Annotated in this window: 10 protein-coding genes; 3 read left to right on the forward strand and 7 right to left on the reverse strand. The window is 73.6% G+C overall.

Going from position 1 to position 15,681, the window contains the following annotated elements; genetic code table 11:
- Window positions 1–22 precede the first annotated feature (22 nt).
- Both FRAEUI1C_RS29205 and FRAEUI1C_RS29210 read right to left on the reverse strand, forming a co-directional pair.
- Complete coding sequence (locus FRAEUI1C_RS29205) at window positions 23–1,270, reverse strand: hypothetical protein (RefSeq protein ID WP_013426981.1); 1,248 nt, start codon at window positions 1,268–1,270, stop codon at window positions 23–25.
- Between the two features lie 3 nt (window positions 1,271–1,273).
- Window positions 1,274–2,353, reverse strand: coding sequence for a helix-turn-helix domain-containing protein (locus FRAEUI1C_RS29210; RefSeq protein ID WP_232425169.1), 1,080 nt, complete (start codon window positions 2,351–2,353; stop codon window positions 1,274–1,276).
- A gap of 366 nt (window positions 2,354–2,719) precedes the next feature.
- On the opposite strand from FRAEUI1C_RS29210, the gene FRAEUI1C_RS29215 reads away from it, so the two are divergent.
- Both FRAEUI1C_RS29215 and FRAEUI1C_RS29220 read left to right on the forward strand, forming a co-directional pair.
- Window positions 2,720–3,064 carry a hypothetical protein gene (locus FRAEUI1C_RS29215; RefSeq protein WP_013426983.1) on the forward strand — a complete coding sequence of 115 codons (345 nt, stop codon included), beginning with the start codon at window positions 2,720–2,722 and terminating at the stop codon, window positions 3,062–3,064.
- Between the two features lie 202 nt (window positions 3,065–3,266).
- Window positions 3,267–4,100, forward strand: coding sequence for an SDR family NAD(P)-dependent oxidoreductase (locus tag FRAEUI1C_RS29220; protein WP_013426984.1), 834 nt, complete (start codon window positions 3,267–3,269; stop codon window positions 4,098–4,100).
- Window positions 4,101–4,376: 276 nt separating this feature from the next.
- On the opposite strand, the gene FRAEUI1C_RS29225 is transcribed toward FRAEUI1C_RS29220, so the two are convergent.
- On the reverse strand, window positions 4,377–5,660 hold the full coding sequence (locus FRAEUI1C_RS29225; protein ID WP_013426985.1) for a DUF6986 family protein: 1,284 nt from the start codon (window positions 5,658–5,660) through the stop codon (window positions 4,377–4,379).
- Between the two features lie 91 nt (window positions 5,661–5,751).
- The gene (gene uraH / locus FRAEUI1C_RS29230; RefSeq protein WP_013426986.1) at window positions 5,752–6,078 is read right to left on the reverse strand and encodes a hydroxyisourate hydrolase; all 327 of its coding nucleotides are present in this window, start codon (window positions 6,076–6,078) and stop codon (window positions 5,752–5,754) included.
- A 405-nt stretch (window positions 6,079–6,483) separates the two neighbouring features.
- On the opposite strand from uraH, the gene FRAEUI1C_RS29235 reads away from it, so the two are divergent.
- Window positions 6,484–9,684 (forward strand): AAA family ATPase, encoded by a 3,201-nt coding sequence (locus tag FRAEUI1C_RS29235; protein WP_013426987.1) that lies wholly within the window; start codon window positions 6,484–6,486, stop codon window positions 9,682–9,684.
- Window positions 9,685–10,065: 381 nt separating this feature from the next.
- Here FRAEUI1C_RS29235 and FRAEUI1C_RS29240 read toward each other — a convergent pair whose 3' ends face one another.
- The 3 genes from FRAEUI1C_RS29240 to pucD all read right to left on the reverse strand — a co-directional run bounded on the left by FRAEUI1C_RS29240 (window position 10,066) and on the right by pucD (window position 15,596).
- A complete protein-coding gene (locus FRAEUI1C_RS29240) occupies window positions 10,066–11,616 on the reverse strand; it encodes an allantoicase (protein ID WP_013426988.1) in 1,551 nt (516 codons plus the stop codon).
- Between the two features lie 118 nt (window positions 11,617–11,734).
- Window positions 11,735–13,132: an allantoinase AllB gene (allB, locus tag FRAEUI1C_RS29245; protein WP_013426989.1), complete on the reverse strand. Its 1,398-nt coding sequence runs from the start codon at window positions 13,130–13,132 to the stop codon at window positions 11,735–11,737.
- A complete protein-coding gene (gene pucD, locus FRAEUI1C_RS29250; RefSeq protein WP_049807281.1) occupies window positions 13,122–15,596 on the reverse strand; it encodes a xanthine dehydrogenase subunit D in 2,475 nt (824 codons plus the stop codon). The genes allB and pucD overlap by 11 nt, the downstream gene beginning before the upstream one ends.
- Between the last annotated feature and the right edge of the window lie 85 nt (window positions 15,597–15,681).

Genomic DNA, 15,681 nt, shown 5'->3' on the forward strand with positions numbered 1-15,681 from the left:
GGCTGGAGGACGAGTCAGGGCGTCAGCCGCAAACCAACGCGTCCAGTTCGGCCACCGGCGCGGGCTCGGCCGCGGGCTCGGCCGCGGGCACAGGCTCGGCCAACGAGCAGTCGTTCTGCTCGCCGATGGAGATCGCCCGGCCGGAAAGGTCCAGCTGCGCGAGTCCGTCAGCCAGCGTCTGGCACTGGGCGAATCGCGTGCGTAGCTCGCGCCAGTCGGCCAGGTCGTCCCGCCACCGTCGCAGATAGTCCTCCAGCTGCGCGGCCTGGATGTTCGCCCGGCTGCGTTCCGCGGCGGCCAGCGCGGCCAGCGCCCGCGTCGTCACCGGTCCCGGCAGTTTTTGCGTCTCCAGCGTTTCCGCGGCAGCGGCGATGAAGACACGGCGGCTCTGCAGGAACTCCCGCCAGTAGCCGACATTCGCGTCCGCATCGGTGAGGTCGAGGTGCCGCAGCGTCCACAGTCCCTCGGCGAGGATGTCACCGAACTCCTCGGCCGCGGCGCGCTGCGGGTCCGCGAACGGCTCGTATTCGAGCTGACGGACCGTCCCGGTCGCTCCTAGTCGGCCCCGCGCCAGGGGATCGTGGAAGAAAAGCCAGTCCTCGTTGTAGACGCGCGGAAAGAATCCCAGCGTCTTTGTCGGGTCGAGCACGGCCGCTGAACCGCTGACGAATACACCCTGGCTGCCACCCGCCAGCCGGTTGGCATGACAGACCACGGAGTTGTCCGGAAAGCTCCTCGCGACCATGCCGACGATGTCGAAATGCGCGAGCCCGGCGGTCGCGCGCAGGACGAGCTCCGGCCGCACGTCGCGGATGTCGTCGTCCAGGAACAACAACGACCTCCAGCCGGCGGCGGCGCCGAGCAGGAGACCGAGATTCCGTTTCAGGCTCAGGTCGCCCAGATGCCGGGGCACGGCCGCTGCCACCGCCGAGGTCCGGAAGTCGTCCAGCCAGCCGCCCCGGTAGGTGCTCAGGTCCAGGACGGTCGCCCGGAGGTCCGGCACCTCTCGCGCGACCCCGGCGACCTTCCTCACCTCGGCGTTCCCGCTGCACATCGCCACAAGACGGGCGCCGACGGCGGTAGCCAGTTCCATCGAGGCGACGAGGCTGTAAGCCGGACGGGAGGCCGGTACGACGATCGCGTCCAGCCGCGCGGCTCTGCCCGGGCCGCACCACTGCAGCAGATCGCGGTGGGAGGTCCGATGGTCGATGGACGAGTTCCCACTACCGGGTCTGTCGCCGATCTCCTCCGGCCCTTCGACCTCAGCCACGGATCAGGTCCCTTCCGGCCATTCGAAGATGACCGAATATGTGTTAACGAGATCCGGGGTGACGGTCTTCCCTCTGTGCACCGGGACACGCATCAACACGCCGAATTCGGGAACATCGCCAAATTTATCTAGGATGTGCTGCTCATTCCGATCCCGGAAATTAGCGTCGGTAAGGCAGCGCACAGCACCCAACACCCCACGGGAATACACGCCATTGCAGATGGTCAGGGTACGCGCCTGGTTATACGGATTAGGCGTCCTGACCAGCAGCCCGACATCCTCTACGAGAAGCGAGTCAGTGGTCTTGGGGTAATGGCGGGTGGCTTTGTCGCCGCGCCGCGTCTCGAAGACCTCACCGTCGGGGTACGCCGGGTCCTCGACCTGCACCACAGGGAACGAAGTCTGCCTGTTGTACCACTCTGTCGACTGGTTCCAGCCGAGGCCCCCGAGTAGCACGAGGTGGGCGGACAGGTCGTCCGAGGTGATGTTGGCCGAGGTTAAGAACCGCACGTCGAGAGCAGGATTCTCCGCCCGGATATGGCCGAACAACTCCACCAACGCGTCCACGTCCGCGTACGTGAAAAGCTCCGTGTAGTTGACGCTGTCGGCGAGGCCCATCCGTGGTCGCGCGGCCGGCGGGATCTGCCCGCAGATGATCCGGACGGGCGCGCCGTCATTGAAGTGCCAGGTACGGCGTTGCGAGGCGCCCGGCAGGGACGCCAGACCTGGAACTGACGCGGGTTCCGGCGCCGGAACCGCCGCGTCCGCGAGAAGCGCCTTCAGCTCGGCGAGCAGGTCGTCCCGCTCGGTCCGTTCCTCGTCGGTCAGTTCCTCTTCGTCGGCGAGCCGCGGTTGGGCCTCTGTGTCCGCCCGCGGCGCGGCATGCAACCGGGCATACGCCGCGAGCCTGCCGACCGGGACTCTGGCGACGTTCTCGTCGGAGGAGACGGTCGCCACCGAGACGCCGAGCGCCTTGGCCACCATCGACTGCGACAGCCGCGGTTCGCCAGACTCGCGTAGCTGCCGAAGCCGGCCGGCTAGCTGCGCGTTTGGGTGGGACATCAGGGGTTCCACCTCCTCCACCTGTATTCACTGAACTTCAGCGCCAGCTTGAATCTGTGAACCAGCGCAGCCTAGCAGTCGAACCCCCAGACAACCATACGGGACAGTGCGTGCCGCGACGGTTTAGGCATTGGTTTGTTGGGGAGTTGGCCTTAGAGTGATTTGTACCCCCACTCGACTCTAGGAGTCATAGGGTGGGACTTCAAGATTACAGCTTGATACAGCTGAAGTCGAGAGAATCACCTGGAGGTGGAGTCCAGCTAGGCCAGAACGCAGAACACCCCTGGCACACCGTTGCCGCGATGTACCAGGGGCGTCTTTCAAACCGGGCGCCTGTCCGTCCCCGTAGCGCAAGAGCAAACAAACGCACTTGAACGGAGGTAACCCATGTCCAGAGTAGCGCCGCCGGTACTGCCGGTAAATGGCCTGCTAGCGCAGGCCGGCACCGGTAGCGGTGGCGGTGGCGGCCTCGTCCTGGCCGTCATCGTGACCATCGGAATCTTCGCCCTGATGACCTTGCTCGCCCGGCACATCCGGTCGATGTGGCAGCTCGCCCAGACGTTCCTGCGGCCGATGATGTCAGCCATCAAGACGCTGATACTGGTCGGTCTCATCTGTGTCGTCGTCTTGATCGAAATGGCGCGGTCGGCCACCGGCCACGCGGCGATCGGCCCACCGGCCCCAGAGGCAGCCGGAGTACGGCCCGCGCCCGTCCTTCGCAGCCTCACTTGAACACGGAGTCCGAACAGCACCTGAACTCCCGACGACGGTCGCCCTCAGCGCCGAGGGCGACCGTCGTCGTATCCGTGTGCAAACCAAGACAGCGGAAGTACCGGCGGACTGGGGGTGTTGGAGCCGACCAGCGGGCCGAACAGCGCTGGACTGGTCGGAAGACCGCGATGCGCGAGCCGAGTCGGAAGGCGACAGGGTGCCGATGACCATCCTCATTACGGGCGCGACGGACGGGCTTGGCCGGGCGTTGGCGCACCGGCTCGCGGCCGACGGGGAGGCGCTGATCCTGCATGGGCGCGACGCTGCCCGGCTTCAGCGGACAGCCGACGAGATCCAGGCGATCGGGACGGCCCGGCCGGCGACGGTCCTGGCGGATCTGTCGGAGCTCGCGCAGGTGCGGCGACTGGCGGCCGAGGTGCGCGGGACGACCGACAGGCTCGATGTGCTGGTCAGTAACGCTGGGATCGGCTCCGGGGAGCCGGCCGGGCGGGAGCGGGGGGTCAGCGCCGACGGGTACGAGCTGCGGTTCGCGGTGAACTATCTGGCGGGTTTCCTGCTGACGTTGGAGCTGCTTCCGCTGCTGCGGGAGACGGCCACGCACGCCGGGAAACCGGCCCGGATCGTCAATGTGGCCTCGCTCGGGCAGGAACCGATCGACTTCGACGACCTCATGATCGAGCGCGGCTACGACGGAATGCGGGCCTATCGGCGCAGCAAGCTGGCCCAGATCATGTCCGGCTTCGAACTCGTAGAGCGGCTGCCGTCGGGCGAGGTGACGGTGAACAGCGTGCACCCGGGCACTTTCATGCCGACGAAGATGGTCACGTCGGAGAACGTCACACCGATCGACACGCTCGAGACCGGAGTCGAGTCCACCCGCCGCCTCGCGGTCGAGCCGGCCCTGGCCACCGTGACAGGACGTTTCTTCGACCGGTCCCGCGATTCCAGGGCTAATGGTCAGGCATACGACCCGGCCGCCAGGGCCGAGCTGTGGGAACGCAGCCTCAAGCTGGTAGACCACGACGACCTGACCTGAGCAGATCTGCCGCCGATCGTCTGGCCGGCCGAGGTCACCGGCGGCTGATCGTTGTTTGGGACCTGGGTGGTCGTCTTCCGAGCCTGGTAACGACCACCCGAGGGTGCAAGCAGCGATCAGTTGGCCGAGCCCGGCCAGGCCGCGCCGGGCCGGGCCGGCCCAGGCCAGGCCAGACCGCGCCACGCCGGGCCGGGCTGCGACCCGACGCGAACGCGATCAGCGTCCGCCAGTTCAGCGGGTTCAGCGGGGTTCAGCTGGACCAGGCGACTGGGCCGTTCAGGAGACGCGGCCGCCCAGCTTCGTGACGACGGCGCGGTCGAGATCGGCGGCGGCCAGGCCCGCGTCGTCCAGCAGACCCGCGTCCAACGCGCGAAGGACGTGGCCGGCCAGCGCCCGGGCCGTCGCGGGCTCGTCCGCGACCGCGCCGGCGAACCGGGCCTCGGCATAGGCGGACAGCCGGCCGAGCGCGGCGGGCAGGCCGGCGAGCAGGTTCGCGGCGACGGCGGCGTGCCGGCTGACGAGCTGTGCCGGGTGCAGGTCCCAGCCCTGGTAGAGGCCGCGCCGCCAGGCTCGCGTCACCAGCCCGGCGTGCCGCTGCCAGGCGGCCCGCACGACCGGCGTCGGGCCTACGGGCAGGAAGTTCGACGAGCCGTCGGCCACCCGGATCCCCGTACCGGCGGTGACGAGCTGCATGAGGGTCGTGGCGTACTCGACCGAAGGATGGTCGCTGGCCTGGTGTTCGGCGGCGATCCCGAGCGCGGCCGAGTAGTCGTAGGTGCCGACGTGCAGGCCGGTCACGCGGCCCCGGCCGGCCTCGACGAGCGCGGGCAGGGCCAGCACGGCGGCGGGGGTCTCGATCTGCAGCTCGACGGCCGGCGGGCGCAGGTCGATCCGGGGAATCAGCTCGTCGAGCACGGCGAGGAACACCGTGACCTGCTCGGGCGCGCTGACCTTCGGCAGGGTGAGCACGAGGCCGGGCGGGCCGCCGTCGTCGCCGGCGAGCGCGGTCAGGAACAGGTCGAGGCTGCGCAGGCCGCGGTCACGCACCGCCGGGTCGAGGGACTTGGGCCGCAGTCCGTAGCTCGCGGGCAGGGCACCGGCCTCGTGGGCCGCTCGCAGGGCCGTCGCGGCGGCGATGGCGTGCTCGTCCTCGACGTCGTCGGGGCGGATGCCGTAGCCGTCTTCCAGGTCGGCCCGCAGGTCCTGGATCGGTTCGAGGGACAGCGCCGCGAGGACGTGTGCGTACACCCGTTCGGCGAGCGCGGGGTCGGCGGCGGCCTCGGCGGGGTTCGGGGCCGCTCCGCCTGGGCCGCTGGTCGCGCCGAGGCCGGTCGCCGCGGCGAGGGCCGCGGGCGACGGCGCGTGCGCGGCGAGCGCCTCGCGGGCGCTTTCGCCCCAGTCGAGGACGACGTCGGGATGCAGCCGGTCGGCAGGGATGTAGCAGGTGTGCACCGGCTGACGGGTACCCGGGTCCCCGGGGTGACGGGCCGCGAGCTGCGCGTCGACCGGCGCCAGCGACGCGGTCAGCCGGGCGAGCAGGTGTTCCGACAGGGTGGGCACCCCCCGAGTGTCTCCCGTCGGGATGCGGCGCTCCTGTTGAAAGCTCACGGGGTGACGCAGTCAGCGCGTTCCACCTGCGGTACCGCTGGGTTCAGCTGCCGCGGTAGGAGGACAGCCCGTAGGGGGCGAGCAGCAGCGGGACGTGGTGGTGCGCCGCCGGATCGTCGATGTTGAAGGTGATCGTCACCTCGGGAAAGAACGACGAGCGTTCGGCGGTGTCGAAGATCAGCCGCCACCGGCCGGGGGCATCCGCCGGAAGCGTGGCGATCCGGCCGTCGGCGTCGGTCTCGGCCTCGGCGACCAGCCTCCAGCCCCTCGGCTGGCCGTCGAAGCCCAGGATGATCTTTTCGAGGCGAACCGCGATGCCGGCCGCTGGCCGGCCGGCTCCGGTGTCCAGCACGTGGGTGGACAGCGACATCTGGCCCTCACTCATCGGCGGGCCCCGGCGGCCGCCCATCCGCAGTATCTGGCCGCATCCGGTACGCGGCCCCTCACCCCTGCCGGGAGGCACCAATGTGGCACCACCGAGTAACGAACGTGAAACGTCGAGGCGCACGCGACGGGGCCGGCGTCACCGCCGCCCTCGCCCGGGACCACAGGCAGGCCGGGCAGGAACAGGCAGACGTCCCGAAACGGGCCCATGGACGATGCCAACCGGTCCCCCGCCCACCGCCACACACCCGGTTCGTCGCCGTCATCAAACGGCCACAGGGCGTCTACTATGCGCCGTACCCGCATGCGGCCGTATTCGGCCTAATCCGGGGCGGGGGACGCAGTTTGGGGGTGAGCGACGGGCCGGAACAGAGTGGGCTGAGGCGGCGGCATGGTGCGGTTTGTCGGACGGGGATCCGAGCTCGATCGGCTGTCGGCCCAGTACGCGGCCGCCGTCGTATCCGGTCTGCGGTGCGTCCTGGTCGAGGGCCAGGCGGGCATCGGCAAGACCACGCTCCTCGACCAGTTCCTCGCCCGGCTCCCGACCGGCGGCGGCGGCTCGGACGGCACGGCTGGCCCCGGTGGGCCTGGCGGTCCGGACGGACCCGGCGGCTCCGGTGGCCCGGCCGTCTCCGTTCCTCCCGTGATCGCCCGGGTCGAGGCCGCGGACAGCGTCCGCTCCCACGATCTGGACCTCGCCAACCGGCTGCTCGCCGTGCTGACGGCGGCGGCGGAGCAGGCCACGCCCGGCTTGCGCGTCGACCCAGCCACGCCGAAGCCGCCGCCTGAGGCGACGGCGACACCCGCGTCTGACGCGGCTCCCCAAACGGACACGGCTCCCCAAACGGACGCGGCTCTTGAACCGGACGCGGATCCAGGAGCGGACGCGCCCATCGAGGCCGACGCGGACATCGCCGCCGCCGAGCGGATCCGCCAGACCGGCGAGCTGCTGCTGGGGGCGGCGGCCCGCCGCTGCGCCGCCGGGCCGCTCGTGATCCGGATCGACGACGTCCACTGGTGCGACGCCCCGTCCCTGCGCGCCGTCCACTACCTGCTCCTGCACGGGGCCCGGCTGCCGCTGCTGCTGGTGGTCGCGGGCCGCAAGCACGATTCGCCCTGGCTGGACGGTGTGCGTCGGCGCGCGGAGGTGGCCGGCGCCGTCCTCGACCTGGCCGGGTTCGGCGAGGACGAACTGGCCGAGCTGTGCGCGGCCACCGGCCGACCCCCGCTGCCACCACGCCGGTCGCGGTCCCTGGTCGAGGCGACCAGCGGCAACCCACTGTGGATCACGAAGTGGCTCGCCGCGCACGGCGACTCCGACGCCGTCGCGACCGGTGGCGGGCCTGTGTCGGCCGTCGGCCAGGCCGTGGTCGGCGCGCTGCGCGCCCCGGAGTCGCTGGGGTCGCTCGTCGCGCGCGACCTGGCCAGCTGCCCGCCGGCGGGGCGGCAGCTGGCAGCCGCCGTGGCGGTGCTGGGCCGCACGGCCCGGCTGGCCGACCTCGCGGCCATCGCCGGGATCGCCGACCCGGCCGGTGCCCTCGCCGAGGCGGTCCGCCACGACCTGGTCGACACCGTGGGGCAGCCACCGGCACTGCGGGTGAGCCCGCCGCACGCGCTGGTGCGCGCCGTCATCTACCACGCGATCGACCTGCCGCGGCGGTCCGCGCTGCACCTCGCCGTGGCCGAGGCGGCCACCGACCGGGCGACCGCGCTGGAGCACCGGGCCGCGGCCGCGCTGACTCCGGACGGCGGGCTCGCCGACGAGCTGATCAAGCTGGCGACCACCGAGGCCACGACCGGCCGCTACGTCCGCGCCGCCGACCATCTGCTGCTGGCCGCGCCGCTCACCCCCGACCCGGCCCAGGCGCACACCCTGCGCCTCGACGCGGCGATGTCCTTCCTGCAGGCGGGCGAACGGGCGGAGGCGGCGGCGATCCTCGCCCAGGATGATCGCGACGGCGCCGAGGCCGACGGCGGCCGAGCCGGTGACGACTCACCGCGGCGTCGGTACGTGCGGGCGCACCTGGACCTGCTGGCCAACCGCGCCGAGCAGGGGGTTCTCGGGTTCATGGCCAGCTGGGAGACGGCCAGCGCGGCCGGCGACGCCGAGACCGCCGCGCAGAGCGCTGCCTGGCTCGCCCAGGCGTTCATCCCGGCCGGCTTCTACGACGAGGCCGGGCTGTGGGCGGCCCGCGCGTTCGACGAGCGGAGCGCGCCGTCGCCGCTGCGGGCGCAGGGACTGGCCCTGCTCGCGGCGTCCCGGACGGCCTCGACCGGAGACGGCGGGCGGGCGCTGGCCGAGCTCACGGCCGGCGAGGGGGCGCTGGACCCGACACCGCACACCAGCGCGGCCCTGCGGATCGGCCGCGGCGTGGTGCGGCTGTGGTCCGGCGACCTGCCGGGCGCCGCCGCCGACCTCGACCCGGTCACCTATGCCCCCGACACCGCGATGCACCTGCGCCTGCTCGCGATGACCCACTTCGCCGAGGCGACATTCCGCGCCGGGCGGTGGGCCGAGGCCCTCGCCTGCGGGCAGGACGCCGTGGCCCTCGCCGAGTCGGCCGGACACATCTGGGTGCTGCCGTTCGTCTACGCGAACGCCGCGCTGGTACCGGCGGCGCGCGGCGACGCCGCGGCGGCGGGACGGCTGCTGGCCCGGGCCGCGGAGCTGGACGGCGACGGCGTGCCCGCCATGTGGGCGTACCACGCGACCGCCACCGCCCATCTGGCCGCGGCCCTCGACGACCCGGCCAGGGTCGTCGAGGCCTGCGCCCGGGTGGAGACGCTGGCGAATCCGGCCGGCGCGCTCGCTCCGGGAGTCTTCGAGTGGCGCCACCTGTTCGTCGAGGCACTCGTCCGGCTGCGCCGGTTCGACGAGGCCGCGAGCGAGCTCGCCCGGCTGGAGGACGAGGCGGGCCAGCGCGGGTCCGCGGTCACGCTCGCGGTCGCGGCCCGGGCCCGCGGCCTGCTGGCGGCCGGCCAGCGCCGGCTGGACGAGGCGGTCGCGCTGTTCGAGCGGTCGGCCCGGGAGGCCGCCGCGCTGGGCATGCCCTACGACGCTGCCCAGGCCACGTTGCGGGCCGGCGAGATCCATCGACGCCAGCGGCGGACCCGGCGGGCGGCCGACGCGCTGACCGACGCGCTCGGTGCGTTCGAGGCGCTCGGCGCGACGACCTACGCCCGGCGCTGCCGCGAGCTGCTCACCGTCGTGACGGGACCCGCGGCGAGCGGCACCCGGCGGCCCGCGAGCGCCCCGGCGCAGTCCTCGTCGCCGCCCACGGCCGGCTGGGAGCCGGCCATGGCCGGCAGGACCGGTGAGGTCGTCCCGGGGCAGCGGGCGCTGACCGACCGGGAGCGGGCACTGCTGGTGTGCATCCTGCGCGGGGACGACTTCGAGGCGATCGCGCGCGAGCTGTACCTGTCCCGCGGGCACGCGGAGAACCTGGCCCGCGAGCTGTACCGGATGCACGGAGTCTCGTCCCGCGCCGAGCTGGCCGGGCTCTACCTCGGGCTGCGCGACCCCGCCGCCGTCGCACTGGTGCTGCCGGACCCGGGCGCGACCGGCTCCGGCCAGCCCGCTCCCGGCCAGTAGTCGGGCCTCCGGATGGCCGTCCGCGACGCGCCGATTCCAGAGAGTCCTGTGGTTGGCGGACAGCGAGGAAAACCACGTCCCCCAGCGGTGGCGCCCGCACCCAGGCCACCCGGCCGGCAAACGGGAATCCTGCCCGGCGATTTTCCCGGTTCGGTGCATGGGTTTTTCCACTGTCGAGCGCGGATTGGACCCCTTTACGCTCGGTCCGGGCGGATCCGATCGACACGACGTGCCTGACCGCGAGCCAGGTGCGTGGACGCCATCGCGGGCCGGCCGGCGGGCCGTCCGGCGACACCGAACGGCCCGGGCCGCCGGAGACGGGGGGCGGCGGCCCGGGCTCGGTGCGTCTCGTCCAGGTTCCGCTGGCCGGGCTCGGCAGCCTCAGGAACCGGTGATCAGGCGGTGCAGCCGCATCGCCGTGATCTCGGCCTGCTGGCCCGCCGCGACCCGCAGCTCGCGGGCGGGCTCGTTGCCGAGGCGTTCGCGCAGCAGCGCGAGGATCTCCTCGGCGGAGCGACCGGCGGCCCGGATCAGGAAGATGTAGCCGAAACGCTCCTCATAGGTCTCGTTGCCCTCGGCCATCGCGGCCCGCACCTCGGCGCTGGCCGACTCCATCGCCGCCTGCTCGCGGCGCGGCGCGTCCAGCCCCGCGATCGTCGCGCGCGACGAGGTCGTCGGCGCCCCCGAGAGGATCGGTCGCTCGCCGATCCGCGGATGCGCGGTGAAGGCCTCCAGCCAGGCCGTCTCGGGCAGCTTCCACCACTCCTGCTCGGCGACGGCGAGCAGCTCCTCCAGGGTGCCGAACGGCCGGCGGGCGGCGACGGCGTCCGCCCAGTCCTCCGACCCACAGCAGGCGAGCAGCTCCTCCTTGGCCGCGCCAGCCGAGAGCGCGTCCAGCCAGCGGACCGCCAGCGACTCGCGCCCCTGCTCGGTCGGGGCGCCGAGCAGCCGCAGCCGGGCGAGGCCGCCGTCGGGGATCGCGTCGACGCGGACGTGCGTCGCCTCGACCGGCACCTCCAGGTCGAACAGGTGGCGGGTGTTCGGCTGGGTCCTGGTCGGGGGCAGCATCGGACGCCAGTCGGTGATCGTCGAGACGTCGTCCGAATGCGTCAGTTCGGGCGCGTACGCCGCCCACAGGGCGACCGCACGCGGCGCGTTGCCGCGGAAATGACGGGTGTCGACCTCGGCGCGCACGACCCGGCCGGCCGTGGCCAGCCGGATGACGGCCCAGTCGTAGCCGGCCGTGCGCCGGCGCCGGGTCTCCCAGCCCTCGCCCATCACCCGGGCCTCGCCGCCGGCGTTCAGGTTGTGCCGGTCGCCGTAGTGCATGTCGCTCGCGGCGACGACGACGCCGCCGAGGTAGGCGGCGGCCAGGTCGGAGGTGACCCGGTCGAGCAGCCGCGGGTCGGGCACGACCTCGCCGTGCGCGCGCAGCCGGGCGACGCCACCGTCCGGGTAGATCGTCAGGCGCAGGTGGGTGATCCGGATCCGGCCGTCGCCCTCGACGGGCAACACGTTCACGGCGTCCGGGTTCACCGGTGTGCGCGCCACCAGCGTCACCCACTGGACGGACTCGTCGAGCAGTTCCTCCGGCGACGGGTAGCCGCCGACGGTGGCGCCCTGGATCTCGACCGCCTCGGGCGAGTTGCCGGTGAAGTGCGACGTGTCGACGGTCACGGCGTGCACGATGCCGGGCACGCCGAGGCGGACGACGGCCCAGTCGGCGCCGGGCAGCACCCGGCGGCGGCGGGTCTCCCAGCCGTCGGTCCAGCTCCCGCGCTCGGTGAAGACGCCGGGGCGCCTGACCGGCGGCTCCGGCAGCAGCATCCGCTCGGCGAACGCGAAGAACTCGTCGTTGACGGCCACCACCGAGCCACCGAGCCGCGCACCGGCGAGGTCGACGAGATTGGTCAGGTCGGGGGCGTCAGACATCCGGAGTTTTCCTCCCTGCGTGCCCTGGGCTGTCCGTCCCGGGCGACGCGTCCTCGAATGCCCGGGCTCGGGCACCGTGTCACCTGTACAGCGGGCGGCTGGCGACGGCTGCCGCCGGTCAGCGGGCGAGCAACTGGCCCCGTGCGGGACGGGGGCCGTCGATCCGCTGACCGCGCAGGTAGGTCGCGTGGACCACCCCGTCCAGCGTGCGTCCAGCGTAGGGGGTGAGCGGGTGTCGATGGGCCAGCGTTGCGGCGTCCACCACAGCTGAACTTTCGGGGTCGAAGACGACCAGGTCGGCGTCGGCGCCCACGGCGATCCGGCCCTTGTGGCCGAGCCCGGCGTGGTCGGCCGGCCCGGTGGCCACCCAGCGGGCCAGCTCGGCCAGCCCGTGGCCGCGCCGGCGGGCTCCGGTCCAGACCGCGCGGGGGCCGAGCTGGACCGAGGCGATGCCGCCCCAGGCCGTGCCGAAGTCGCCGGTGTCGACCGACTTGACGTCGGGGCTCGCCGGCGAGTGGTCGGAGACGACGCCGACGAGCAGGCCCTCGGCCAGCCCGTCCCAGAGCCGCTCCAGGTTGGCGGCCTCCCGGATCGGCGGCGCGCACTTGAACTCGGTGGCGCCGTCGGGGACCTCCTCGGCGATGAAGCTGAGGTAGTGCGGGCAGGTCTCGACGGTCAGCGCGAGGCCCTCGTCGCGGGCGGCGAGCACGTCGTCGAGCGCCTCGGCCGCGGCCAGGTGCAGCACGTGCAGCCGCGCCCCGGTCGCGGCGGACAGCGCGGCCAGCGACGCGATGGCCTCGGTCTCGGCGGCCGGCGGGCGGGAGCGCAGCCAGCTGGCGAACGACCGGCCGGCCGCGGGTGGCGCCGTGTCGAGGACCGTCGGGGACTCGGCGTGCACGACGGTGAGGGCGCCGAGCCGGGCGGTCACCCGGGCGGCGGCGGCCAGCGCGTCCAGCGAGACGTGCGGGAACTCCTCGACTCCTGAGGGCGCGAGGAACGCCTTGAAGCCGAACACGCCGGCGTCGTGCAGCTCCGCCAGGTCGCGCAGGTTGTTCGCGTCGGCGCCGATGATCCCGCCCCAGAACCCGACGTCGACGAAGACCTGCCCGCTGGCCGCGGCCCGCTTCGTCGCGAGCGCGTCGACGGACGTGGTCGGCGGGATCGAGTTGAGCGGCATGTCGATGATGGTCGTGACCCCGCCGGCCGCCGCCGCCCTGGTCGCGGTCGCGAAGCCCTCCCAGTGGGTGCGGCCGGGCTCGTTGACATGCACGTGCGTGTCGACGGCCCCGGGCAGCAGCGCGAGATCACCGAGATCGGTGACGTGCGCGCCGGGGGGAATCTCGTCCGGCCCGGTGACCGCGGTGATGCGGCCGCCGGCGACGTGGACGGCTGCCGCGATCACCCCGTCCGGGGTGACGACGCGCCGCGAGCGCAGCACCTCCACCCGCTCCGGCAGCGCGAGCGGGGTCGGCGCCTCGCCCGCCCGGCCGCCGGGCTCGGTCACGTCAGCCGTCATCGGCCCCACCCTCCAGGTGCGCGGGCAATACCGGTGGGTCGGACGGCGCCGCCGGCCGGTCCAGCGCGATCGGCGTGTAGACGGTCGTCTCGGTGCGGGCGGCCGCGCTGACGGCCGGTGTCGCCACCAGGTCGCCGGGGCGGACCGGCACACGGCGCAGGTCCCGTCCGACGGCGTCCCGGATCGCCGCGACGATGGCCGGCGTCGCCGTCCCGGTGGGCGCCTCGCCGACGCCCTTCACCCCGTACGGCGCGTCCTGCTGCGGGTAGGTGACCGCGACGAAGTCGAGGTCGGGCACGTCGGCGATCGTGGGCAGCAGGTAGTCGTGGAACGTCGGGTTGGCCACCACCCCGTCGACGGTGACCAGCTCCTCCATCACCGCGATGCCCAGGCCCTGGGCGGTGCCGCCCTCGACCTGGCCGAGCAGCGACAACGGGTTGAGCACGGTCCCGCAGTCCTGGGCGAGCGCCAGCGACACCACCCGTACCAGGCCGAGATCGAGGTCGACGTCGACCACCGCGCGGTGCGCGGCAGCGGCATAGGCGACATGCGCGTGGCCCTGGCCGTAGGCGTCCATCGGCTCTGTCTCGCGGTGGCGGTGGGTGAACTCGGCCTCGACCGGCCCGTCGGCCAGCGCCTCGGCGAGCGGGATGCGCACCCCGACCTCCGGTCCGATGATCTCGCCGTCGCGCAGGCTGAGCACCCGCCGCGGCGCCTCGACGACCGACGGGGGCAGGCCCAGCGAGCGGGCGACCCGGGCCAGCAGCCGGTCGGCGACGCCGACGCAGGCGCCGCGCACGGCCCCGCCGCTCATCCACGTCTGCCGCGACGCGCTGGTGGAGCCGGCGCTGCCGATGTCGGTGTCCGCCGGGGCGAGCACGACCTCCTCGACGGCGAGCTCGGTGCGCGCGATCTGCCCGGCGATCGTCACGAAGCCCTGGCCGACCTCGGCGCAGGCGGTATGGACCCAGGCCCTGGCCTGGCCGTCCGGGCCGATCTCCAGCCGGGCCCTGGCGACCGCGAAGTCGTCGAAGCCCTCGGAGAACAGCAGGTTCTTCACCCCGAGCGCGTAGCCGACGCCACGGCGGACCCGGGACGGGTCGGCCCCGGCCGGCCGGCCCCCGGGCAGCGCCAGCCCGCTGGTCGCGTCCGGGCTGGCCGGGTCGAGGGCGGGCGGCAGCGGCCGGGCCGCGACCAGCTCGATCAGCTCACGGGCCGGCATCGGGCCGGGGATCGGCTGGCCGGTCGGCAGGATGTCGCCCGCGGCCAGCGCGTTGCGGGCCCGCAGCTCGACCCGGTCCAGCCCGAGGGCGGCGGCGAGCCGGTCCAGCTGGGCCTCGTGCCCGAACGTCACCTGCGGGACCCCGAAGCCGCGCATCGCCCCGCACGGCGGGTTGTTCGTGCGGGTGGACGCGCCGTACAGATGGGCGTTCGCCACCCGGTAGGGACCGGCGGCATGGGTGACGGCGTTCGCGATCACCGCGCGCGACGACGAGGCGTACGCGCCGCCGTCCAGGATGACCCGGGCCTGCACGGCGACCAGCTGGCCGTCCCGGGTGGCCGAGTGGCGGAACCACATGATCGCCGGATGCCGGTGCGGATGGCCGAGGAACGACTCGACCCGGTCGTAGCCGATCCGGACCGGCACGCCGGTGCGCAGGGCCAGCAGCGCGCCGTGGACCTGCAGGGTGACGTCCTCGCGGCCGCCGAACGCGCCGCCGACGCCGGCCAGCGTGAGCCGGACCCGCTCGTCGGGCAGCCCGAGGCAGGCTGCGATCTGCTCACGGTCGGAATGCAGCCACTGGGTGGCCACCGCCAGCTCGACCCCGCCGTCGGCCGCGGGCGTGACCAGGGCAGCCTCCGGGGCGAGGAACGCCTGGTCCTGCATGCCGAAGACGTAGGTGTCCTCGACGGCGACGGGCCCGACGAGGTCCGGGTCCGGGCCGTGGCGCAGGTCGATCGCGCGGAAGACGTTCGGGTGGCCCGAGTAGGCCCAGCCGTCCGGCCCGTACGCGGGGCTGTCCGGATGCAGCGGCTCGGCGCCGGGCGCCATCGCCGCCTCCGGGTCGACGATCGGCGCGAGCGGCTCGTAGTCGACCCGGATCGCGGCCAGCGCGCGGCGGGCGGTGGCCGCGTCGACGGCGGCGACCGCGGCGACCGGCTCGCCGGCGTACCGGGCCTCCGTCGACGCGAACACCGGCTGGTCGAGGCCGATCAGACCGTAGGTCGCGACGCCGGGGACGTCCGCGGCGGTGACGATCGCCGCCACCCCGGGGATCCGGCGCGCGGCGGCGGTGTCGACCGCCCGGATCCGGGCCCGGGCGTGCGGGCTACGCAGGGTACGGGCGTGCAGCATGCCGGGGCTGGCCAGGTCGCCGGCGTAGGGGAACACCCCGGTCACCTTGGCGGGGCCGTCCGGGCGCAGCGAGGGCGCGCCGATCCGCTCCCGGCCTGGCGCCGGCAGCGCCGTCGAGGCCGGTTCTCCGGTTCGCCGTACCGCCGGCCGGCCGCCGGCTGGCGAGGCCGGCCCGGAGCCGTTCACCGATCCG

It is taken from the genome of Pseudofrankia inefficax, assembly GCF_000166135.1.
Taxonomy (GTDB): Bacteria; Actinomycetota; Actinomycetes; order Frankiales; family Frankiaceae; genus Pseudofrankia; species Pseudofrankia inefficax.

Bases quoted from the DNA above. Each gene is read 5' to 3' on its own strand.
- FRAEUI1C_RS29240 (WP_013426988.1), bottom strand. From the start codon at position 11,616: ATGTCTGACGCCCCCGACCTGACCAATCTCGTCGACCTCGCCGGTGCG.
- FRAEUI1C_RS29220 (WP_013426984.1), top strand. From the start codon at position 3,267: ATGACCATCCTCATTACGGGCGCGACGGACGGGCTTGGCCGGGCGTTG.
- allB (WP_013426989.1), bottom strand. From the start codon at position 13,132: ATGACGGCTGACGTGACCGAGCCCGGCGGCCGGGCGGGCGAGGCGCCG.
- FRAEUI1C_RS29235 (WP_013426987.1), top strand. From the start codon at position 6,484: ATGGTGCGGTTTGTCGGACGGGGATCCGAGCTCGATCGGCTGTCGGCC.
- uraH (WP_013426986.1), bottom strand. From the start codon at position 6,078: ATGTCGCTGTCCACCCACGTGCTGGACACCGGAGCCGGCCGGCCAGCG.
- FRAEUI1C_RS29215 (WP_013426983.1), top strand. From the start codon at position 2,720: ATGTCCAGAGTAGCGCCGCCGGTACTGCCGGTAAATGGCCTGCTAGCG.